The organism is Pseudomonas putida, from assembly GCF_030159595.1.
Lineage (GTDB): Bacteria > Pseudomonadota > Gammaproteobacteria > Pseudomonadales > Pseudomonadaceae > Aquipseudomonas > Aquipseudomonas putida_AC.
This window is the reverse complement of the sequence record NZ_BSKJ01000012.1, coordinates 148430-167905: the sequence shown is the minus strand read 5'-3', so window position 1 is coordinate 167905 and position 19476 is coordinate 148430. Positions and strand designations below refer to the sequence as shown.

At 63.0% G+C, this 19476-nt stretch carries 18 protein-coding genes and 1 pseudogene; 12 read left to right on the top strand and 7 right to left on the bottom strand.

What is annotated here, in order from left to right:
* Positions 1 to 145: 145 nt before the first annotated feature.
* Complete coding sequence (locus tag QQL85_RS23395; RefSeq protein ID WP_284356714.1) at positions 146 to 1639, bottom strand: CoA-acylating methylmalonate-semialdehyde dehydrogenase; 1494 nt, start codon at positions 1637 to 1639, stop codon at positions 146 to 148.
* Between the two features lie 72 nt (positions 1640 to 1711).
* Positions 1712 to 3058 carry an aspartate aminotransferase family protein gene (locus QQL85_RS23390; RefSeq protein ID WP_284356715.1) on the bottom strand — a complete coding sequence of 449 codons (1347 nt, stop codon included), beginning with the start codon at positions 3056 to 3058 and terminating at the stop codon, positions 1712 to 1714.
* A gap of 118 nt (positions 3059 to 3176) precedes the next feature.
* Here QQL85_RS23390 and QQL85_RS23385 point away from each other — a divergent pair, with 118 nt between their 5' ends.
* The 5 genes from QQL85_RS23385 to QQL85_RS23365 all read left to right on the top strand — a co-directional run bounded on the left by QQL85_RS23385 (position 3177) and on the right by QQL85_RS23365 (position 7532).
* Positions 3177 to 4094, top strand: coding sequence for a LysR family transcriptional regulator (locus QQL85_RS23385; protein WP_284356716.1), 918 nt, complete (start codon positions 3177 to 3179; stop codon positions 4092 to 4094).
* 90 nt (positions 4095 to 4184) lie between these two features.
* Positions 4185 to 4847, top strand: coding sequence for a TetR/AcrR family transcriptional regulator (locus tag QQL85_RS23380; protein ID WP_284356717.1), 663 nt, complete (start codon positions 4185 to 4187; stop codon positions 4845 to 4847).
* Between the two features lie 9 nt (positions 4848 to 4856).
* Positions 4857 to 5441: an IMPACT family protein gene (locus QQL85_RS23375; protein WP_284356718.1), complete on the top strand. Its 585-nt coding sequence runs from the start codon at positions 4857 to 4859 to the stop codon at positions 5439 to 5441.
* Positions 5442 to 5811: 370 nt separating this feature from the next.
* Positions 5812 to 6498 carry an SDR family oxidoreductase gene (locus QQL85_RS23370; protein WP_284356719.1) on the top strand — a complete coding sequence of 229 codons (687 nt, stop codon included), beginning with the start codon at positions 5812 to 5814 and terminating at the stop codon, positions 6496 to 6498.
* 86 nt (positions 6499 to 6584) lie between these two features.
* Positions 6585 to 7532, top strand: coding sequence for an adenosine deaminase (locus QQL85_RS23365; protein ID WP_284356720.1), 948 nt, complete (start codon positions 6585 to 6587; stop codon positions 7530 to 7532).
* 19 nt (positions 7533 to 7551) lie between these two features.
* On the opposite strand, the gene QQL85_RS23360 is transcribed toward QQL85_RS23365, so the two are convergent.
* Positions 7552 to 8265, bottom strand: a complete 714-nt coding sequence (locus tag QQL85_RS23360) for an ArsR/SmtB family transcription factor (protein WP_284356721.1) — start codon at positions 8263 to 8265, stop codon at positions 7552 to 7554.
* A gap of 456 nt (positions 8266 to 8721) precedes the next feature.
* Between QQL85_RS23360 and QQL85_RS23355 the strand changes: the two genes are divergently transcribed.
* Positions 8722 to 8919 (top strand): hypothetical protein, encoded by a 198-nt coding sequence (locus tag QQL85_RS23355; RefSeq protein ID WP_119368741.1) that lies wholly within the window; start codon positions 8722 to 8724, stop codon positions 8917 to 8919.
* Here QQL85_RS23355 and QQL85_RS23350 read toward each other — a convergent pair.
* Together QQL85_RS23350 and QQL85_RS23345 are read right to left on the bottom strand one after the other, a co-directional pair.
* Positions 8870 to 10051, bottom strand: coding sequence for a multidrug effflux MFS transporter (locus QQL85_RS23350; RefSeq protein WP_284356722.1), 1182 nt, complete (start codon positions 10049 to 10051; stop codon positions 8870 to 8872). The genes QQL85_RS23355 and QQL85_RS23350 overlap by 50 nt on opposite strands.
* A gap of 104 nt (positions 10052 to 10155) precedes the next feature.
* The gene (locus QQL85_RS23345; protein WP_284356723.1) at positions 10156 to 10353 is read right to left on the bottom strand and encodes a heavy-metal-associated domain-containing protein; all 198 of its coding nucleotides are present in this window, start codon (positions 10351 to 10353) and stop codon (positions 10156 to 10158) included.
* Positions 10354 to 10484: 131 nt separating this feature from the next.
* Here QQL85_RS23345 and QQL85_RS23340 point away from each other — a divergent pair, with 131 nt between their 5' ends.
* The 5 genes and pseudogenes from QQL85_RS23340 to QQL85_RS26850 all read left to right on the top strand — a co-directional run bounded on the left by QQL85_RS23340 (position 10485) and on the right by QQL85_RS26850 (position 15841).
* Entirely contained in the window at positions 10485 to 10871 is a 387-nt protein-coding gene (locus QQL85_RS23340) for a hypothetical protein (protein WP_284356724.1), read from the top strand.
* A gap of 52 nt (positions 10872 to 10923) precedes the next feature.
* Positions 10924 to 13323, top strand: a complete 2400-nt coding sequence (locus tag QQL85_RS23335) for a heavy metal translocating P-type ATPase (RefSeq protein ID WP_284356725.1) — start codon at positions 10924 to 10926, stop codon at positions 13321 to 13323.
* Positions 13320 to 13730, top strand: coding sequence for a Cu(I)-responsive transcriptional regulator (gene cueR, locus QQL85_RS23330; RefSeq protein ID WP_284356726.1), 411 nt, complete (start codon positions 13320 to 13322; stop codon positions 13728 to 13730). The genes QQL85_RS23335 and cueR overlap by 4 nt, the downstream gene beginning before the upstream one ends.
* 167 nt (positions 13731 to 13897) lie before the next feature.
* A pseudogene (locus QQL85_RS26855) lies at positions 13898 to 14983 on the top strand (HAMP domain-containing protein); the annotation flags it as partial.
* A 90-nt stretch (positions 14984 to 15073) separates the two neighbouring features.
* Positions 15074 to 15841 carry a methyl-accepting chemotaxis protein gene (locus QQL85_RS26850; protein WP_434489085.1) on the top strand — a complete coding sequence of 256 codons (768 nt, stop codon included), beginning with the start codon at positions 15074 to 15076 and terminating at the stop codon, positions 15839 to 15841.
* 49 nt (positions 15842 to 15890) lie between these two features.
* On the opposite strand, the gene QQL85_RS23320 is transcribed toward QQL85_RS26850, so the two are convergent.
* Positions 15891 to 16670: an AraC family transcriptional regulator gene (locus QQL85_RS23320; RefSeq protein ID WP_284356728.1), complete on the bottom strand. Its 780-nt coding sequence runs from the start codon at positions 16668 to 16670 to the stop codon at positions 15891 to 15893.
* 54 nt (positions 16671 to 16724) lie between these two features.
* Positions 16725 to 18005 carry an acetyl-CoA C-acetyltransferase gene (locus QQL85_RS23315; RefSeq protein ID WP_284356729.1) on the bottom strand — a complete coding sequence of 427 codons (1281 nt, stop codon included), beginning with the start codon at positions 18003 to 18005 and terminating at the stop codon, positions 16725 to 16727.
* Between the two features lie 118 nt (positions 18006 to 18123).
* Between QQL85_RS23315 and QQL85_RS23310 the strand changes: the two genes are divergently transcribed.
* Positions 18124 to 19476: a 3-oxoacyl-ACP reductase gene (locus QQL85_RS23310; RefSeq protein WP_284356730.1), complete on the top strand. Its 1353-nt coding sequence runs from the start codon at positions 18124 to 18126 to the stop codon at positions 19474 to 19476.

The following is a 19476-nucleotide window of genomic DNA, read 5'->3' as shown; positions in this document are numbered from 1 at the left end:
GGAGTTTGTCGTTCCGATGTCGCTGGAAGTGGGGCGCATTATAAGGGGATTCGAAAGCGCGTCAACCCTTAATTTCAAGAAACGTTAATATCGCTGAAAAACAAAGCGGGGAGGCCTACCGGCCTCCCCGCTTTAGTTACCGACCTTATAGGCTAGGGAATGCGAACTGCGATGCTTCGTGGCTGGCACGCTGCGGCCAGCGCTGGGTAATCGCCTTGCGACGTGTATAGAAGCGCACCCCGTCCGGGCCATAGGCATGCAGATCGCCGAACAGCGAGCGCTTCCAGCCACCGAAGCTGTGATAAGCCACCGGCACCGGCAGCGGTACGTTCACACCGACCATGCCCACTTCGATCTCGTCGCAGAACAGGCGTGCCGCTTCGCCATCACGGGTGAAGATGCAGGTACCGTTGCCATACTCGTGATCGTTGATCAGTTGCATGGCCTGCTCCAAGCTGTTCACGCGCACCACGCACAGCACCGGGCCGAAGATCTCTTCTTTATAGATGCGCATCTGCGGGGTCACCTTGTCGAACAGGGTGCCGCCCACAAAGTAGCCATCTTCATTACCGGCCACACGCAAGCCACGACCATCCACCACCAGCTTGGCGCCAGCAGCAACACCGTCATCGATGTAACCCACAACCTTGTCACGGGCAGCAGCAGTCACCAGCGGGCCCATGTCCAGGCCACACGAGGTGCCGGCACCAATCTTCAACGCCTTGATCTGAGGTTCCAGCTTGGCAATCAGGGCATCGGCCACCTGGTCGCCCACGCATACCGCCACCGAAATGGCCATGCAACGCTCGCCGCACGAACCGTAGGCCGCGCCCATCAGTGCGCTGACGGCGTTATCAAGGTCGGCATCGGGCATCAGCACCGCGTGGTTCTTCGCACCACCCAAGGCCTGCACGCGCTTGCCGCGCTTGGTGCCTTCGGCGTAGATATATTCGGCGATCGGGGTCGAGCCCACGAAGCTCAGCGCTTTCACTTCTGGCGCTTCGATCAGCGCATCCACCGCTTCCTTGTCACCGTGTACCACGTTGAGGATGCCTTTCGGCAGGCCGGCTTCCAGCAGCAGTTGGGCGATGTACAAGGTCGAGCTCGGGTCACGCTCGGAAGGCTTGAGGATGAAGGCGTTACCGCAGGCGATGGCCAGCGGGTACATCCACAGCGGCACCATGGCCGGGAAGTTGAACGGGGTAATGCCTGCGACCACGCCCAGCGGCTGGAAGTCGGACCAGGCATCGATGTTCGGGCCGACGTTGCGGCTGTACTCGCCTTTCAACACTTCTGGCGCTGCGCAGGCAAACTCGACGTTCTCGATACCGCGTTTCAGTTCGCCGGCAGCGTCTTCCAAGGTCTTGCCGTGCTCTTCGCTGATCATCTGCGAAATCTTGGCTTCGTTCTGCTCCAGCAATTGCTTGAAGCGGAACATCACCTGGGCGCGTTTGGCTGGCGGGGTGTTGCGCCAAGCCGGAAAGGCTGCCTTGGCGGAATCGATCGCTTCCTGCACGGTCGCGCGACTGGCCAGCTCGACCTTGCGCACAGCCTGGCCGGTGGACGGGTTGAAGACATCGGCGGTGCGCTCGCCCTTGGTAACCAGCTCGCCATGGATCAGGTGCTGAACAATGCTCATGAAAACTCCAGATAAAGAAGGTAGAAGCAGGCGTGCGATACATGCACACGCCTGACATCAAAATCAGAAAAATCAGTCGATCAGGTTCAGGTTCTCGCCGACGGCGTCGAACAGGCGATCCAGCTCCTGCGGCGTGGTGTTGAACGTTGGGCCGAACTGCAAGGTGTCGCCACCGAAGCGTACATAGAAGCCTGCCTTCCACAACTTCATCGCCACTTCGTACGGACGGACGATGGCATCACCGTCACGGCCAGCGATCTGGATCGCACCGGCCAGGCCGTAGTTACGGATATCGACGACGTTCTTGGTGCCCTTCATACCGTGCAGCAGCTTCTCGAAGTGCGGCGCCAGCTCGGCGGCGGACTGCACCAGATTCTCCTTCTGCAACAGGTCCAGCGCAGCAATACCGGCTGCGCAAGCTACCGGGTGGGCCGAGTAGGTGTAGCCATGCGGGAATTCCACAGCGTATTCCGGAGTCGGCTGGTTCATGAAGGTCTGGTAGATCTCGCTGCTGGCAATCACCGCGCCCATCGGAATTGCGCCGTTGGTGACCTGCTTGGCGATGCACATCAGGTCTGGGGTAACGCCGAAGGCTTCAGCACCGGTCATCGCACCCATGCGGCCGAAGCCGGTGATCACTTCGTCGAAAATCAGCAGGATGTTGTGCTGGGTGCAGATTTCACGCAGGCGCTTCAGGTAACCCTTCGGCGGCGGCAGTACACCGGCCGAACCGGCCAGCGGCTCGACGATCACCGCCGCGATGTTGGAGGCATCGTGCAGCTCGATCAGCTTGAGCATCTCGTCTGCCAAGGCAATACCGCCCTCTTCCGGCATGCCTTTGGAGAAGGCGTTCACCGGCAACACGGTGTGAGGCAGATGGTCGACATCCAGCAACTGGCCGAACATCTTGCGATTGCCGTTGACGCCACCCAGGCTGGTACCGGCGATGTTCACCCCATGGTAGCCACGGGCACGGCCAATGATCTTGGTCTTGGTCGCCTGGCCCTTCAGGCGCCAGTAGGCACGCACCATCTTCAGCGCGGTGTCGGCGCACTCGGAACCGGAGTTGGTATAGAAGACGTGATTCAGATTGCCTGGCACCAGCTCGGCAATCTTTTCCGCCAGCTGGAACGACAGCGGGTGGCCGAACTGGAACGCAGGGGAGTAATCCAAGGTACCCAGCTGGCGGGTCACCGCGTCGGTGATTTCCTTACGGGTGTGCCCGGCACCGCAGGTCCACAGGCCAGACAGGGCATCGAAGATCTTGCGCCCCTGGTCATCGACCAGGTAGTTGCCCTCTGCCGCCACGATCAACCGTGGGTCGCGGTGGAAATTGCGGTTGGCGGTGTACGGCATCCAGTGGGCATCCAGCTTGAGCTGGCTGGCGATACCGGCGGTAGCGGTTTCGGGCATGTTCATCGGCGGTTCCTCGGAAGACGATTAGGCAACGATGGATGTTGTTGCAGCTAAATTGGCACGACGATAAAGTCTGAAAAACCCTACATTTCTAACCTTCAGACAGACCACGACTAAACTAATGAGCCGACGCCCCGATCCACTCGCCCAAGTCAGTGACTTCGACATCCGCTTGCTGAAGATCTACCGCAGCGTAGTCGAGTGCGGCGGCTTCTCGGCTGCAGAAAACGTGCTGGGCATTGGCCGCTCGGCCATCAGTCAGCAGATGAACGACCTGGAGCAGCGCCTTGGCCTGCGCCTGTGCCAACGTGGCCGCGCCGGTTTCTCGCTGACCGAGGAAGGCCGCGAGGTCTACCATTCGGCCCTGCAATTGCTCAGTGCCCTGGAAAGCTTCCGCACCGAGGTCAACGGCCTGCACCAGCATTTGCGTGGCGAGTTGAACATTGGCCTGACCGACAACTTGGTCACCCTGCCACACATGCGCATCACCCATGCCCTGGCCGAACTCAAAGACCGAGGTCCCGATGTGCGCATCCAGATCCGCATGATCGCCCCTAGCCAGGTCGAACATGGGGTGCTCGACGGCAGCCTGCATGTAGGTGTAGTCCCCCAGACCAGCCCGCTTTCGGGTCTTGAGTATCAACCGTTGTACAGCGAACGCTCGCTGCTGTACTGCGCGGTCGGCCACCCGCTGTTCTATGCCGATGACCAGCAAATCGACGACGACCGCCTCAACAGCCAGGAAGCCATCACCCCCACCTTCCGCCTGCCGGCCGAAATCCAGGCGCATTACCAAGCCCTGAACTGCACGGCCAGTGCTTCGGACCGCGAAGGTATGGCGTTCCTCATCCTCACCGGGCGCTATATTGGCTACCTGCCCGACCATTACGCGAGGTTCTGGGAGCAGCAGGGCCGCTTGCGTGCCCTCAAGCCTCAACAGCGCTTCTATGACCTGAGCCTGAGCTGGGTAACGCGCAAAGGCCGGCGGCCTAACCTGGTGCTGGAAAGCTTCCTCGACAGCCTGGCTGCGACACGCTGATGCCAGTCTCTGCCGCAAACGCTTGTCACTTCGGCACAGGCAGGTAATCTTGTGCGACAGCCGCAGCCACTGACCCGTACGGAATCGTCCATGACCCTAGAAGTCCCTGCGCATCGCCTCTCCGCCTCGGGAAAACCCGCAGGCCGCATTCGCCAGAAGAACGAACAGGCCATTATCCAGGCCGCCGAAGACGAGTTCGCCCGCCATGGTTTCAAGGGCACCAGCATGAACACCATTGCCCTCAAGGCGGGGTTGCCCAAGGCCAACCTGCATTACTACTTCACCAACAAACTGGGCCTGTACATTGCCGTGCTCAGCAACATCATTGAGCTGTGGGACAGCACCTTCAACGCCTTGAGCGTCGATGACGACCCCGGTCAAGCCCTGAGCCAGTACATCCGCACCAAGATGGAGTTCTCCAGGCGCAACCCGCAAGCTTCACGGATTTTCGCCATGGAAGTGATCAGTGGCGGCACCTGCCTGACCGAATACTTCAGTGCCGACTACCGCGAATGGTTCCGTGGCCGGGCTGCCGTGTTCCAGGCCTGGATCGAAGCTGGCAAGATGGACCCGGTCGACCCGGTGCACCTGATATTCCTGCTCTGGGGCAGCACCCAGCACTATGCCGACTTCGCTACCCAGATCTGCCAGGTTACCGGCCGCAGCCGCCTGACCAAGCAGGACATGGAAGACGCGAGCAACAACCTTATCCACATCATTCTGAAGGGCTGCGGCATCAAGCCGGCTGTGTAACCGTCATCTATGCCTTCTACCCTGCTCGACCTCTGCGAATACCGCGAGGACATCCGCAAAAGCCGCTTCATCACCCTCGCCGGGCCTATCAGCAGTGCCGCCGATGCGATGAGCTTCATCGAACGCCACAGCGACCTGGCCGCCACCCACAACTGCTGGGCCTGGAAGCTCGGCGCGCAGTACCGCAGCAACGATGACGGCGAACCCGGTGGCACTGCTGGCCGGCCGATCCTGGCAGCCATCGAAGCGCAGGACTGCGACCAGGTCGTGGTGCTGGTGATCCGCTGGTACGGCGGCATCCAGCTGGGTACAGGTGGCCTGGCCAGGGCTTATGGCGGCGGCGCCAACAAGTGCCTGCAACAGGCGCCCAAGCGCCTGCTGGTACAGCGCAGCGAATTCTCCTGCAGTTGCAGTTTCAGCGAACTGGCCCTGGTAAAACTACGCCTGGCAGAGGTTGACGGACTGGTTCTGGATGAACAATTTACCGCCAATGGCGTGGACCTGCTGATTGCGCTCGGTGATGCCCATCTGGCGCCCCTGCAGCAGCAATTGGCCGACCTGAGCCGCGGACGTATCTTGCTCGAAGCGCGTTGAACATTGCCCACAACAACTGTGGGCCCGCCTGTGGATAAGCTTTGGGCAGTCGCTTGCAGGCTGCTGTTTTCATGGCCTGCAGAGCTTTGATCATATTTTGATCACTATTTGATGACAGTCGCAAACTGCTGAAAGCTCACGAGTTATCCCCAACACGCGGTCAAGCGGAGTTGCTTGCATCGTCTTGGGCTTGCGCACAATAACTGTGGATCAGCTTGTGGATAACCCGTGCGCCAACAGGCGAAGCGCCCGGCCAGCCAAGGCCCCGGCGCGGCTGATCATTTTTTATACAGCCATTGGCAAGGCAGTCACTGCCGCTGTGCATTATCCTCAATACCTTTCTCTACCATCGACCACGGAGCGCGTTCACATGGCTAACGCAAAAACCGCACTTATCATCGGCGCTTCGCGCGGGCTTGGCCTGGGCCTGGTGCAGCGCCTGAACGAAGACGGCTGGAACATCACCGCCACCGTGCGCAACCCGCAGCAACCCGGCGCCCTGGCGGACGTACCCGGCGTGCGCATCGAACAGCTGGAAATGAACGACACCGCCCAGCTCGATGGCCTGAAGCAACGCCTGCAAGGCCAGGTGTTCGACCTGGTGTTCGTCAACGCGGGCGTCATGGGCCCCTTGCCGCAGGACCTGGAGACGGTACAGAACAAGGACATCGGCGACCTGTTCATGACCAATGCCGTGGCGCCGATCCGCGTGGCCCGCCGCCTGGTCGGCCAGGTTCGCGAGGGCAGCGGCGTGCTGGCCTTCATGAGTTCGATCCTGGGCAGCGTGACCATCCCCGACGGTGGCGAAATCTGCCTGTACAAGGCCAGCAAGGCAGCGCTGAACTCGATGATCAACAGTTTCGTGGTCGAACAACAGCGCCCCGACCTGTGCGTACTGGCCATGCACCCGGGCTGGGTGAAAACCGACATGGGTGGCGAAAACGCCGAAATCGACGTGTTCACCAGCACCCGCGGCATGCTCGACCAGATCAACGCACAAAGCGGCAACGGCGGCCTGCGATTCATCAACTACAAGGGCGAACCCTTGGTCTGGTGATTCACCAGGTCGCAGCCTGGCCGGGCGCAATGCCCGGCCGAGCCCTGTAGAATGGCGGCAACCGTACCTGATTGAGATCCCCCCTTATGTATGACTGGTTGAACGCCCTGCCCAAGGCCGAACTGCACCTGCACCTGGAAGGCTCGCTGGAGCCCGAGCTGCTGTTCGCCCTGGCCGAGCGCAACAAGATCGCCCTGCCCTGGGCCGATGTGGAGACCTTGCGCGGTGCCTATGCCTTCAACAACCTGCAGGAGTTCCTCGACCTGTATTACCAGGGCGCCGATGTGCTGCGTACCGAGCAGGACTTCTACGACCTGACCTGGGCCTACCTGCAACGCTGCAAGGCCCAGAACGTGATCCACACCGAACCGTTCTTCGACCCGCAAACCCACACCGACCGCGGTATCCCATTCGAAGTGGTGCTCAATGGCATCAACCAGGCACTGAAGGACGGCCGCAAGCAACTGGGTATCAGCAGCGGCCTGATCCTTAGCTTCCTGCGCCACCTCAGCGAAGAGGAAGCGCAAAAAACCCTCGACCAGGCACTGCCGTTCCGCGATGCGTTCATCGCCGTGGGCCTGGACAGCTCGGAAATGGGCCACCCGCCGAGCAAGTTCCAGCGGGTGTTCGACCGCGCCCGCAGCGAAGGCTTTGTTGCCGTTGCCCATGCCGGCGAGGAAGGCCCGCCCGAGTACATCTGGGAAGCGCTGGACCTGCTGCACATCAAGCGTATCGACCATGGCGTGCGCGCCATCGAAGACGAGCGCCTGATGCAGCGCATCATCGATGAGCAGATCCCGCTCACGGTGTGCCCGCTGTCCAACACCAAGCTGTGCGTGTTTGACCACATGAGCCAGCACAACATCCTCGACATGCTCGAGCGCGGCGTGAAAGTCACGGTCAACTCGGACGACCCGGCCTACTTCGGCGGCTACGTCACGGAAAACTTCCACGCCCTGCATACCCACCTGGGCATGACCGAAGACCAGGCCCGTCGCCTGGCTCAGAACAGCCTGGATGCCCGGCTGGTCTGATTGAACGACGACGTTGCAGTCAACCGACTTGCAACGTCGCCACGCGGGCAATGCGATTGATCTGCTGGATACCCAGCGCAGAGATATGCAATGCCCGGGTGTCCTCGGCCTCGCGCATCCAGCCAGATTGCAGGAACAGCCTGAACAAGGCCTGGCCCAACCCTCCCCCAAGATGCGGGCCCTGGTCATTCCACTCGGTGCAGCGGCAAATCACGCACCCTCGTTGCTCGTGTGGTGCCAAGGCATCGATGTACACCCCGACCAAGGCCAACTGCGCCCGCCCCTCATCACTGACCATCAGCTGTCTGCCGCTGCCTTCCAGCCACCCGGCCACCACCAGACGGTGGTACAACTCACTGGCCAACTCCCCGCCCAGGTGATCACCGCAACGACGCGCCCGGCGCATCGACATGGGCAGCGGTGATACCGGCGCCTTGGCCCGCTCTCCCCTGGTGCTTTCCAACTGTACGCTGGCCAAGGCCTCGACCGCCGCCCCGACCTGCGGGGTTGCCAGGCGGAAGTAGCGTTTGCGGCCCCTGGCTTCATGCCTGAGCAAGCCGGCCGACGACAGCAACGAAAGGTGCGCACAAGCCGACGAGGACGTCAGGCCGGTCATGATGGCGAGTTCATTGGCTAGCCGTGGCGTGCCGTCGATCAATGCCCACAACATGGCACTGCGCTTGGGGTCGGCCATCAAGCTGGCGATCTGGCTGATACTGCTGGCTGCGTTCATGTCCCTGTAACTCCCTGCAAGTTCACTGTGTGGATGCGATGGCCACCCCTGGCAGGGAAGCACCTCTCGCTGGCACTGGCCTGGTCCGCCAGTATAAGCCGCAGAAAAATCCATTCAGACGGCCTTGCGCCACACATCTGCGACGAAAAACCACTGGGTATGCCTACCCATGGAAAGCAGCGAACCGGCGCCAGAAAGCTACCCGGAAGCCGGTCAGCCAAAGCGCCGATACGCACAGACAGAAGTGCCGAAATATCTTGATAGAAAAGGACTTGCAGCAATTTCAGATACGGCCCACAGCCACCTTCCACAAATAGCGCGCGAGATGGCGAAGGTTCCGCAGGCTTGCAGGCATTGCGCCTTTCGACCGTCAGTCAGGACACTGACGCAGCGCATGGCAGGCAGGAGGGTCAGCGCTACACTTGAGCGGCTCCCCCCATTTGGAGGTATGCCGCGATGAAAATTGTCGTCAGTGCATCGAGCCGAAACCCCGCCTGTCCTTGGCAGGTCCAGCTCGATCAACATGTGGTCAGTTTCCGCAGCGAGGCCGAGGCACGGGCCTTCGTCGCTACACTGGAAACCCGCCTGCAGGCACCTCACCCGCTCATGCGGGAGGCTTGGCCGGCAAGCGCCGGGTCAGCAGCGCGACACTGACCGCCAATGCCCCGCACAGGGTGATCACCAGCGCCATAGGGACCGCGCTGCCATCGTGCAGTAGCCCGACCAGCGCCGCCGCGCCTGCGGCGACACTGAACTGCAGGCAGCCCATCAATGCCGAGGCGCTACCCGCCCGCGCGCCCTGCCCACTCATGGCACAGGCTGAGGCGTTGGGGATAATGCAGCCCAGGCTGGCAATGCAGATGAACAACGGCACCAGCAGCGGCCACAACTGTGCGGGGCGCAGTGCCGCTACACCCAGCAGTACAAGGCCAGCGGCCAGGTACAACCAGACGGCCCGCGCCAACAGGAACGCCGGTCCACGTTTGGCCAGCATGCGCGCATTCACCTGCGCCACCAGGATAAACCCTGCAGCATTGGTGCCGAAAAGCCAGCCATAGTGCTCAGCCGGCACGTCATAGAGCTTGATGAACACGAAAGGCGAACCGGCGATGTAGGCGAACATGCCGGCGATGGCGATACCACCCGTCAAGGCATGCCCCAGGAAGGCCCGGTCGGCGAGCAAGCGCAGATACTGACGCAAGGCACCCGAAAGCGGCTGTCGTGGAATATGCGCTGGCAGGCTTTCCGGCAGGCCCAGGCTGACCGCCAGCAGGCAGCCTGCACTGAACAGGCTTAACGTCAGGAAGATCGACTGCCAGCCAGCCAGGTTCACCAGCACCCCGCCCAGCATCGGTGCCAGGATAGGCGCCAGGCCCATGACCAGCATCAGTTGCGAAAATACTTTGGCCGAGGCCACTGGATCACACTTGTCGCTGACGATCGCCCGTGACAGCACCATGCCGGCACAACCGCCCAGCGCCTGGACAAAGCGCGCAAACACCAGGGAATCGAGGTTGGGGGCATAGGCACAGGCCAGTGACGCCAGGGTGAACAGGGTCACGCCGAACATCAACGGTTTGCGACGGCCAAAGCGGTCGGCAACCGGCCCATAGGCCAGCTGGCCGATGGACAGGCCGAGGAAGTAGGCGGCCAAGGTGGCCTGGACGTGTTTTTCATCGGTGGCGAACGCCTGCGCCATGGCCGGGAAGGCGGGCAGGTAGAAGTCGATCGCCAAGGGCCCGAATGCACTGAGTGCACCCAGGATGAGCACCATTCGCAGGTTCATCAGGAATCCATAGCAGGCTAAGCAAGTGACTAATTCTACCCGCTGTGGACCCCTTCAGCATGAAAACATTTGCAACATATGGGCTACCAAGCAGCCCTGGGGGATCACGCCACCTCGGCCTGATACCCCTCGTCCCGAATAGCGGTGAGAATCTGCTCCGGCGCCAGCTCACTCTGCACCCGCACCTGTTTAGCCGCCAGGTCAATCTCGACTCTGGCCGCAGCATCCTGCTCCTGCACCGCCCGGGTCACGGCTTTAACACAATGGCCACAGGTCATGCCTTGTACATTGAACACTTGCATGGGGTTACCTCCTTCAGGTTTTCAACGAGTCTCAAGCTTGCCATCGGGGCAAGGTCAACACCCGGGGTGGAAATCTGCGCCCACGTCGGCCAAGCTGCGCATTTGACGATTTGGCAAGCAGGAGATTTTTCATGTTCAGGGCAGCATTGGGCGTCGTCGGGCTATTGAGCGCGCTGGCTGCGGTGCCACCGGCCAGCGCCGAAGGCAACTCGGACTACAGCGTACTGATCATTTCCCGGGAACGCCTGGAAGTGGCCACGGGCTGCGAAATTGGCGTTTACCTCAACGATCAGCTCTCCGGGCGCGTGTTCCAGGAGCAATCCACCTCGTTCAACCTTCCGCCCGGCCCGGTGGACGTACGCCTGCGCCTGCTGCCAGGGCAAATGCCAGGCTGTGCACCGGGCATCGAGGACCAGCGCAGCACACGTTTGAATCTGCAGGCGGGCCAGATCAACAAATACCGCATCGCCATGGGGCAATATGGCTTCGAGTTGAAGCGAGCCGGCCTGGGCTATTGACCTTACCTGCATGGCAAGGTTGATGCTGGAGGCCTGTCCAAGGAGGAGAGCCATGCCCGCATCCACCACTTACGACCTGCCGATCTCCGGCATGACCTGCGCCAGCTGTGCCGGCCGGGTCGAGCGCGCCCTGCGCAAGGTCACTGGCGCTGAACAGGTCAGCGTCAACCTCGCCACCGAACAGGCCCGGGTCCAGGCCCCGGCCAACAGCCTGCCCGCCCTGGTCGACGCCGTACGCGAGGCCGGTTACGGCGTACCGACCCGTACCGTCGAGTTGCAGATTGGCGGCATGACTTGCGCCAGTTGCGCCGGCCGCGTTGAGCGCGCCCTTGGCAAGCTGCCCGGGGTCGAGCAGGTCAGCGTCAACCTGGCCAGCGAACGCGCGCACCTTGAAGTGCTCGCAGCCCTCGATGACGACCTGCTGATCGACGCTGTGCACAAGGCCGGCTACAGCGCCAGCCTGCCGCAATCGGCCAAGGACGACCAAAGCGCTACTCAGCGCCGCCTGCGCAATGAGCGCCTGGCGGTCGGCGCAGCCTTGCTGTTGGCCCTGCCGCTGGTATTGCCTATGTTGGTGCAGCCGTTTGGCCTGCACTGGATGTTGCCAGCATGGGCGCAGTTCCTGCTGGCCACGCCGGTGCAGTTCATTCTCGGCGCACGCTTCTATGTAGCCGCCTGGAAAGCCGTGCGTGCCGGTGCTGGCAACATGGACCTGCTGGTAGCGCTAGGCACCAGCGCCGGCTACGGCCTTAGCCTGTACCAATGGGCACAGGCCCCTGCCGGCATGGCCCCGCACCTGTACTTCGAAGCCTCGGCCGTGGTGATCGCGCTGGTGCTGCTGGGCAAATACCTGGAAAGCCGTGCCAAGCGCCAGACCGCCAGCGCCATCCGTGCCCTTGAGGCATTGCGTCCGGAACGTGCTGTGCGCGTGGTCGATGGCCGGGAAGAGGATGTGGCGATCGCCCAACTACGCCTGGACGACCTGGTACTGGTCAAGCCCGGCGAGCGCTTCCCCGTCGACGGTGTTGTCGAGGATGGCAGCAGCCATGCCGATGAGGCGCTGATCAGTGGCGAGAGCCTGCCGGTGCCCAAGCAACCCGGCGACAGCGTCACTGGCGGCGCTATCAATGGCGAAGGCCGGTTGCTGGTGCGCACCCAGGCGCTGGGGACTGAAACCGTGCTGGCGCGTATCATCCGCCTGGTCGAAGACGCCCAGGCCGCCAAGGCGCCGATCCAGAAGCTGGTCGACCGGGTCAGCCAGGTGTTCGTCCCGGCCGTGCTGGTGCTGGCCCTGATCACCCTGGTCGGCTGGTGGCTGGCCGGCGCACCCCTGGAAACCGCGCTGATCAACGCCGTTGCCGTGCTGGTCATCGCCTGTCCCTGCGCCCTGGGCCTGGCCACGCCTGCGGCAATCATGGCCGGCACCGGGGTCGCTGCCCGCCACGGCATTCTGATCAAGGACGCCGAAGCCCTGGAGCGTGCCCATGCGGTCAACCGCGTGGTCTTCGACAAGACCGGAACCCTCACCTCCGGCAGCCCCCGGGTGGTCCACAGCCAGGCGCAGGCAGGCAGCAGTGCCGACCTCCACCGCCTGGCCGGCGCACTGCAACGCGGCAGCGAACACCCACTGGCCAAAGCAGTGCTGGATGCCTGCACCGAACAGGGGCTGGACGTTCCCGTTGTTGCCGACAGCCAGTCGCTGACCGGGCGCGGTATCGCCGGGCGTGTGGAAGGCCGTGAGCTGGCCCTGGGCAACCGTCGCCTGCTTGATGAAAGCGGACTGCAGCCCGGCGACCTGGCCGCCAAGGCCAAGGCCTGGGAGGCCGAGGGGCGTACCTTGTCGTGGCTGATCGAGCGTGGCGCGCAACCCCATGTGCTGGGCCTGTTCGCCTTTGGTGACAGCCTCAAGCCCGGCGCGGCGCAGGCCATCGACACCCTGCATGCCCAACACATCAGCAGCCACCTGCTGACCGGCGACAACCGCGGCAGCGCCAAAGTGGTTGCCGACGCCCTGGGTATCGACGATGTGCATGCCGAAGTGCTGCCAGCCGACAAGGCTGCGACCGTGGCCGCGCTCAAGCAGGATGGTGTGGTCGCCATGGTCGGCGATGGCATCAACGATGCCCCGGCACTGGCCGCCGCCGACATAGGCATCGCCATGGGTGGCGGTACCGACGTGGCCATGCAGGCTGCCGGCATCACCCTGATGCGCGGCGACCCTCGCCTGGTACCGGCGGCGCTGGAGATCAGCCGCAAGACCTATGCGAAGATTCGCCAGAACCTGTTCTGGGCATTCATCTACAACCTGATCGGCATCCCGCTGGCTGCGCTGGGTTACCTCAACCCGGTACTGGCCGGCGCCGCCATGGCCCTGTCCAGCGTCAGCGTGGTCAGCAACGCGCTGTGGCTCAAGGCGTGGAAACCCGCCAGCACCAACGAGGAGGCGCCATGAATATCGGCCAGGCCGCCCGCCGCAGCGGGCTCAGCACCAAGATGATCCGTTACTACGAATCCATCGGCCTGCTCAAACCGGCCACACGCAGCGACAGCGGCTACCGCCTGTACCAGGCGGAAGACTTGCACAGTCTGGCGTTCATCAAGCGCTCTCGCGACCTGGGATTTTCCCTGGAAGAGGTCGGCAAGCTGCTGACCTTGTGGCAGGACCGCCAACGTGCCAGCGCCGATGTGAAAGCGCTGGCCATGCAGCACATCGATGAGCTGAACCGGCGCATCGAGGAGCTGGTGAGCCTGCGCGACACCCTTGGCGAGCTGGTTTCACACTGCCAAGGGGATGACCGCCCGGACTGCCCGATCCTCAAGGACCTGGCCAACGGCGCCGCCGGCGACTGCTGCCACTGAACAGCCACACGCGTTTGGTATGCCAAAAGCGTCCAAACGCGACCGAATAGTCACCAACTGCGACTTTATCCAATAAATACGGGCGTTTTGGCTACATAAAACCCGGATGCTGCCGATGTACTGGCTACCTGCCTCGTGTGTCGACAATAAAAATTCCGGGAGCGTCGATGAGCATCAAACAGAAACTGACCTGGGCATTCGCGGTCATCGCCGGCTTGCCCATCGTCCTCGTGGCCACCCTGGTGGTCCTCAACCTGCGTGGTGAAGCCCGCGACGGATTCCTCGATGGCAGCAGCCGGGAAATCCGCCAGGTCAGCAACGCGATGAACATCTTCTTCCAGGGCATCAACCAGAACGTCGAGTACATGGCTTCCCAGCCAATGGTCGCCGCCACGGGTAGCGAACTGAACAAGTACATGAGCGCCAGCCCGTCCTACGAACTGGGCGAGCAGGCCAGCAAAATCCTCGACTTCATGACCCGCCTGGCCAATTCGCATCCCACCTATGCCTACCTTTCCTATGGTGTGAGCGACGGCGGTTACACGGGGTGGCCGGCCGGGCAGAAGTTCGTCAATTACGACCCACGCACTCGCCCCTGGTACCAACTGGCCATGGCCAACCCAGGCAAAACCGTGCGTACGGGTGCCTACTACTGGGCCGCAGACGACGCGGTACTGGTCAGCACCGTGCGCGCCGTGGCCAACCAGCTGGGCAACCCGGGTGGCGTGGTCAACATCGACGTGTCGCTCAAAGGCCTGACCGAGATCGTCAAGCAGATCAAACTGGGTGAAAGCGGCTACCTGATGCTGGTGGAAAGCAACGGCAACGTGATGGTCGACCCGCGCGACGCCGGCCACAACTTCAAGCAACTGGCCAGCTTTGGCGGCGGTTATGCCGAGCTGGCCAAGGCTGGCAAAGGCCTGGTCGAAGTCGAGCTCAATGGCGTGCGCTACATGGCCAACGTCTACCCCGACGAACAACTGGGCTGGACGTTCATCGGCCTGATCGAACAAAGTGAAGTGATGCAGACCACCACCCGGCTGACCTGGCTGATCGGCGGCATCGCCGTGGTTCTGGCCGCGCTGTTCGCCGTGGTCGGTGCAGCCTTCGCCAAGCTGATCGTGCGCCCGATCAACAGCGTCACCAACGGCCTGGAAGACATTGCCCAAGGTGAGGGTGACCTGACTCGCAACCTGGAAATCCGTGGCCGCGACGAAACCGCACAACTGGCCAGCTGGTTCAACCAGTTCCTGGGTGCCATTCGCAGCCTGATCCAGCATATTGGCGCAGCCGCCGGAAAAATCCTCAGCACCTCCAACAGCTCGACCCGCGTCTCCAGCGACATGGCCGAGGCGGCGGGCCGCCAGCGCGAGGCCGTGGACATGGTTTCAACCGCCTTCCACGAAATGGTCGCCACGGCTAACGAAGTGGCGCGGTCCTGCAGCCAGGCAGCCCAGTCGGCCGACAGCGGCCAGCAACAGGCCCGCGAAGGCCAGCAGCAGATCGATGCAGCGGTCAACAGCGTCGACCGCCTGAGCCAGGAAATCGAACAGTCGGCGCAGTCGATCCAGCAGTTGGAGCGTGACAGCAACGCCATCCAGTCGATCCTCGGCACCATCCGCTCGATTGCCGAGCAAACCAACTTACTGGCCCTGAACGCCGCCATCGAAGCCGCCCGTGCCGGTGAGCAGGGCCGTGGTTTTGCCGTGGTAGCCGATGAAGTGCGAGCCCTGGCCAAGCGCACCGCCGACTCCACTGCGGAAATCGACGGCCTGCTGGGCAACCTGGCCAGCCGCACTGCCGAAGTGGCCGAGCAGATGCATGCCAGCCTGGAAGTATCGCAGCAGTCGGTGAGCCGCATTGGCCTGGCGCGCGATAGCTTCGGGCAGATCCGGGAATCGGTGGATGTGATCCGCGACATGAACACGCAGATCGCCACGGCGGCCGAGGAACAGCACCAGGTGGCCGAGGACATCAACCGGCACATCAGCCAGATTCACGGGGATGCGCAATTGGTGGCCGAGCTGGCCCAGGCGGCACGCCACGACTCCGAGAGCCTGGCTGGGTTGTCCAATGAGCTGGATTCGCTGGTGCGCAGGTTCCGTACCTGATTGATACATTGCCTGTACCGGCGATAGGGCCGGTACAGGCAAACAATGCCTAGAGTTTCAACTCGCCAGGGGTAGCCCCAAACAGCTGCTTGAACGCCGCAATGTAAGCCGAGGTGGAGTCATACCCACACCCCAACGCCGCCTCGGTCACATTCTCTCCCGCCTCCAGCAGTGCCAGCGACGACAACAGCCGCATGCGCTGCCGCCAGTTACGAAAGCTCAACCCCGTCTCCCGCTGGAACAGCCGCATCAGCGTCTTCTCCGAACACCCAAGCTCCCGTGCCCATTGCTGCAACGTCTGCGGCTGGTCCGGCGAGGCGATCAGACCGTTGCACAATGCCAACAACCCCGGGTGCCGTGGCAACGGCAGCGAAAACCCGACTTCGGGCAACATGCGCAACTGGTCAAGCAGCACCGCCACCAGGCGCGCCTCGGCACTGTCATCTTCGGGGTAGTCCGCCGGGAACAGACAGAACTGCTTGATCAGCTCGCGCGCCAGCGGCGTCACTTCCAGCACCCGGCATTGCGCTGGCGCCCACGGGCAGGCATCACGCCGCACATACAGGCTGCGCATCTCTGCCTGCATCGAGGTAACCACTTCGTGCTCGGCATCGGCAGGGATCCACACGCCCCACTGGGGCGGGGCAAAGTAACTGCCATCGCGGGTGTACACGCCAAGCACGCCGCTGATGGCGTAGGAAAACTGCACCCAGTCATGCTGGTGGCGCGTGGTCCAGGAGCCGGCACCGAGGCTTTCAGCACGGGCATAGAGGGGCCTGGGCAGGTGGTTCAGCGCCGGGATGGCACGGGGACGTCCGATGATCGGCATGGCGGTTTCTTATAGTTCTGATGAGACAAGCCTAACAGCTGGCCCATGATCAAGTCAGGCGCGCTCGACGATGACCGTCACACCCTGCCCACCCGCCGCACAGATCGAAATCAGCCCACGCCCTTTTCCTGCCGTCGCCAGCAGCTTGGCCAAATGGGCCAATATCCGCCCCCCAGTTGCCGCGAACGGGTGCCCGGCCGCCAGCGAACTGCCCTTGACGTTGAGCTTGCTGCGATCAATCGCCCCAAGCGGCGCATCCAGCCCCAACCGCTCACGGCAATAGTCGGCATCCTCCCAGGCCTTGAGCGTGCACAGCACCTGGGCGGCAAAGGCTTCGTGGATCTCGTAGTAGTCAAAGTCCTGAAGCGTCAGGCCATTGCGCGCGAGCAAGCGTGGCACGGCATACACCGGTGCCATCAACAAGCCTTCGCGACCGGTGACGAAATCCACCGCAGCGGTTTCGCCATCGACCAGGTAAGCCAGCACCGCCAGCCCCTGCTGCGCGGCCCACTCCTCACTGCCCAGCAACACCACCGAGGCCCCGTCAGTCAGCGGCGTGGAATTTCCCGCCGTCAGCGTGCCCTGCCCGCTGCGGTCGAAGGCGGGTTGCAGCTTGGCCAACTGCTCAAGGGTCAGGTCGGGGCGCAGGTTATTGTCCCGTGTCAGCGACAGAAACGGTGTCAGCAGGTCGTCCTGCCAACCCTCGGCATACGCGGCGGCCAGCTTCTGGTGGCTGAGTAGCGCCAGCGCGTCCTGCTCGGCGCGACCAATGTGCCAGGCCTGGGCCATGCGCTCGCAGTGCTCGCCCATCGACAGCCCCGTGCGCGGCTCGCCATTGCGCGGCAACTCGGGCCTCAGGTGGTGAGGCCTTAGTTGGAGGAAGGGCGTGAGCCGCTCGCCCAGGCTTTTGCCACGGTTGGCCTGCAGCAGGATGTGGCGAAGGCCTTCATTGACGGCAATGGGTGCATCGGAGGTGGTGTCCACGCCGCCGGCGATACCGCAGTCGATCTGCCCCAGGGCAATTTTGTTGGCCACTAACAGCGCAGCCTCAAGCCCCGTGCCGCAGGCCTGCTGGATGTCATAGGCCGGCGTTTGCGGCGACAAGCGCGAACCCAGCACACATTCGCGGGTCAGGTTCATGTCGCGCGAATGCTTCAGCACCGCACCGGCCACCACCTCCCCCAGCCGCAGCCCATGCAGCCGGTAGCGTTCAATCAGCCCTTCGAGGGCAACGGTGAGCATCGCCTGGTTGCTGGCCGTGGCGTAGGCACCCTTGGAGCGGGCAAAGGGAATCCGGTTGCCGCCCAGGATCGCTACCCGGCGTGATGAACGCATGTGCTTGTTCCTCCTGAAACAATTTGATCCGTACAGCCTAGGTGTTTTTACCGCATTCGAACGACCTTGCCACAAAGTTGGTCCACACTTTCAAGCTTGCCTTTGCGGAGACCCACTCATGAGCGATCGCTACCTCGGTTTTGCCAACTCCAACCTCGGCCGCCGCCTCGTGGACGCCCTCGGCCTGCCACGCCCGGCGCCGCTGGAGCGCTGGCAGGCCGGCCGCCTGCGCCCGGTGGAGGGGGCCTTGGTACTGGGTGGCGGGCCACTGGCAAGCCGGGTGGAAGCCATCGCCCCACGCCTGACCGACGAGGTTTACAGCTTCAATGCCGACACCCTGCAGGCCGAAGCCTGGGTGGCCGGCCTAGGGCCGAAAATACAGGCCGTGGTATTCGATGCCAGTCATCTGTCCGACAGTGATTCACTGAAGCAGTTGCGCGAATTTTTTCAGCCGCTGCTGCGTAGCCTGGCCCCATGCGCCCACATCGTGGTACTGGGGCGTGCGCCAGAAAACCTCGACAACCCGTTGGCCAGCGTTGCCCAGCGGGCCCTTGAAGGCTTCAGCCGCTCGCTGGCCAAGGAGCTGCGCAATGGTGCGACGGCCCAGTTGCTGTATGTCGCTCCCCGTGCCGAAGACCAGCTGGAGGGCGCCCTGCGCTTCTTCCTCTCGCCCAAGAGCGCGTTCATCTCAGGCCAGGTGCTGCGCCTGGAAGCCTGCACCCACCAGGTGGAGGACTGGACCCGCCCGCTGTCCGGCCGCCGCGCACTGGTCACCGGCGCGGCGCGCGGCATCGGTGCCGCCATCGCCGAAACCCTGGCGCGGGACGGTGCCGATGTGCTGCTGCTCGATGTGCCGCAGGCCAGCCAGGACCTCGATGCCCTCGCTGCACGCTTGGGTGGCAAGGCTCTGCCGCTGGATATCTGCGCCAGCGATGCGGCAACGCAACTGCTCGCGGTGCTGCCCGATGGCATCGACATCGTGGTGCACAACGCCGGTATCACCCGCGACAAGACCTTGGCCAACATGACCCCGGAATACTGGGATGCGGTCATGGCGGTCAACCTCAAGGCCCCACAGGCGCTGACCCAGGCGCTGTACGACAACGGCGCGCTCGGGGAGAACGCGCGCATCACCCTGCTGGCCTCGGTCAGTGGCATTGCCGGCAACCGCGGGCAGGCCAACTATGCCGCAAGCAAGGCCGGGCTGATCGGCCTTGCCCAGGCCTGGGCTCCCCGGCTTGCCGAGCGGGGTGGCAGCATCAATGCCGTAGCCCCCGGCTTTATCGAGACCCACATGACCGCAGCCATGCCCATGGGCCTGCGCGAAGCCGGGAGACGCCTGAGTTCGCTGGGCCAGGGTGGTCGTGCGCAGGACGTGGCCGAAGCCATCGCCTGGCTCAGCCAGCCGGGTTCCGGTGCGGTCAACGGCCAAGTGCTGCGGGTGTGCGGCCAAGCATTGATGGGGGCCTGA

Bases quoted from the DNA above. Each gene is read 5' to 3' on its own strand.
- QQL85_RS23395 (WP_284356714.1), bottom strand. From the start codon at position 1,639: ATGAGCATTGTTCAGCACCTGATCCATGGCGAGCTGGTTACCAAGGGC.
- QQL85_RS23390 (WP_284356715.1), bottom strand. From the start codon at position 3,058: ATGAACATGCCCGAAACCGCTACCGCCGGTATCGCCAGCCAGCTCAAG.
- QQL85_RS23385 (WP_284356716.1), top strand. From the start codon at position 3,177: ATGAGCCGACGCCCCGATCCACTCGCCCAAGTCAGTGACTTCGACATC.
- QQL85_RS23380 (WP_284356717.1), top strand. From the start codon at position 4,185: ATGACCCTAGAAGTCCCTGCGCATCGCCTCTCCGCCTCGGGAAAACCC.
- QQL85_RS23375 (WP_284356718.1), top strand. From the start codon at position 4,857: ATGCCTTCTACCCTGCTCGACCTCTGCGAATACCGCGAGGACATCCGC.
- QQL85_RS23370 (WP_284356719.1), top strand. From the start codon at position 5,812: ATGGCTAACGCAAAAACCGCACTTATCATCGGCGCTTCGCGCGGGCTT.
- QQL85_RS23365 (WP_284356720.1), top strand. From the start codon at position 6,585: ATGTATGACTGGTTGAACGCCCTGCCCAAGGCCGAACTGCACCTGCAC.
- QQL85_RS23360 (WP_284356721.1), bottom strand. From the start codon at position 8,265: ATGAACGCAGCCAGCAGTATCAGCCAGATCGCCAGCTTGATGGCCGAC.
- QQL85_RS23355 (WP_119368741.1), top strand. From the start codon at position 8,722: ATGAAAATTGTCGTCAGTGCATCGAGCCGAAACCCCGCCTGTCCTTGG.
- QQL85_RS23350 (WP_284356722.1), bottom strand. From the start codon at position 10,051: ATGAACCTGCGAATGGTGCTCATCCTGGGTGCACTCAGTGCATTCGGG.
- QQL85_RS23345 (WP_284356723.1), bottom strand. From the start codon at position 10,353: ATGCAAGTGTTCAATGTACAAGGCATGACCTGTGGCCATTGTGTTAAA.
- QQL85_RS23340 (WP_284356724.1), top strand. From the start codon at position 10,485: ATGTTCAGGGCAGCATTGGGCGTCGTCGGGCTATTGAGCGCGCTGGCT.
- QQL85_RS23335 (WP_284356725.1), top strand. From the start codon at position 10,924: ATGCCCGCATCCACCACTTACGACCTGCCGATCTCCGGCATGACCTGC.
- cueR (WP_284356726.1), top strand. From the start codon at position 13,320: ATGAATATCGGCCAGGCCGCCCGCCGCAGCGGGCTCAGCACCAAGATG.
- QQL85_RS26850 (WP_434489085.1), top strand. From the start codon at position 15,074: ATGGCCGAGGCGGCGGGCCGCCAGCGCGAGGCCGTGGACATGGTTTCA.
- QQL85_RS23320 (WP_284356728.1), bottom strand. From the start codon at position 16,670: ATGCCGATCATCGGACGTCCCCGTGCCATCCCGGCGCTGAACCACCTG.
- QQL85_RS23315 (WP_284356729.1), bottom strand. From the start codon at position 18,005: ATGCGTTCATCACGCCGGGTAGCGATCCTGGGCGGCAACCGGATTCCC.
- QQL85_RS23310 (WP_284356730.1), top strand. From the start codon at position 18,124: ATGAGCGATCGCTACCTCGGTTTTGCCAACTCCAACCTCGGCCGCCGC.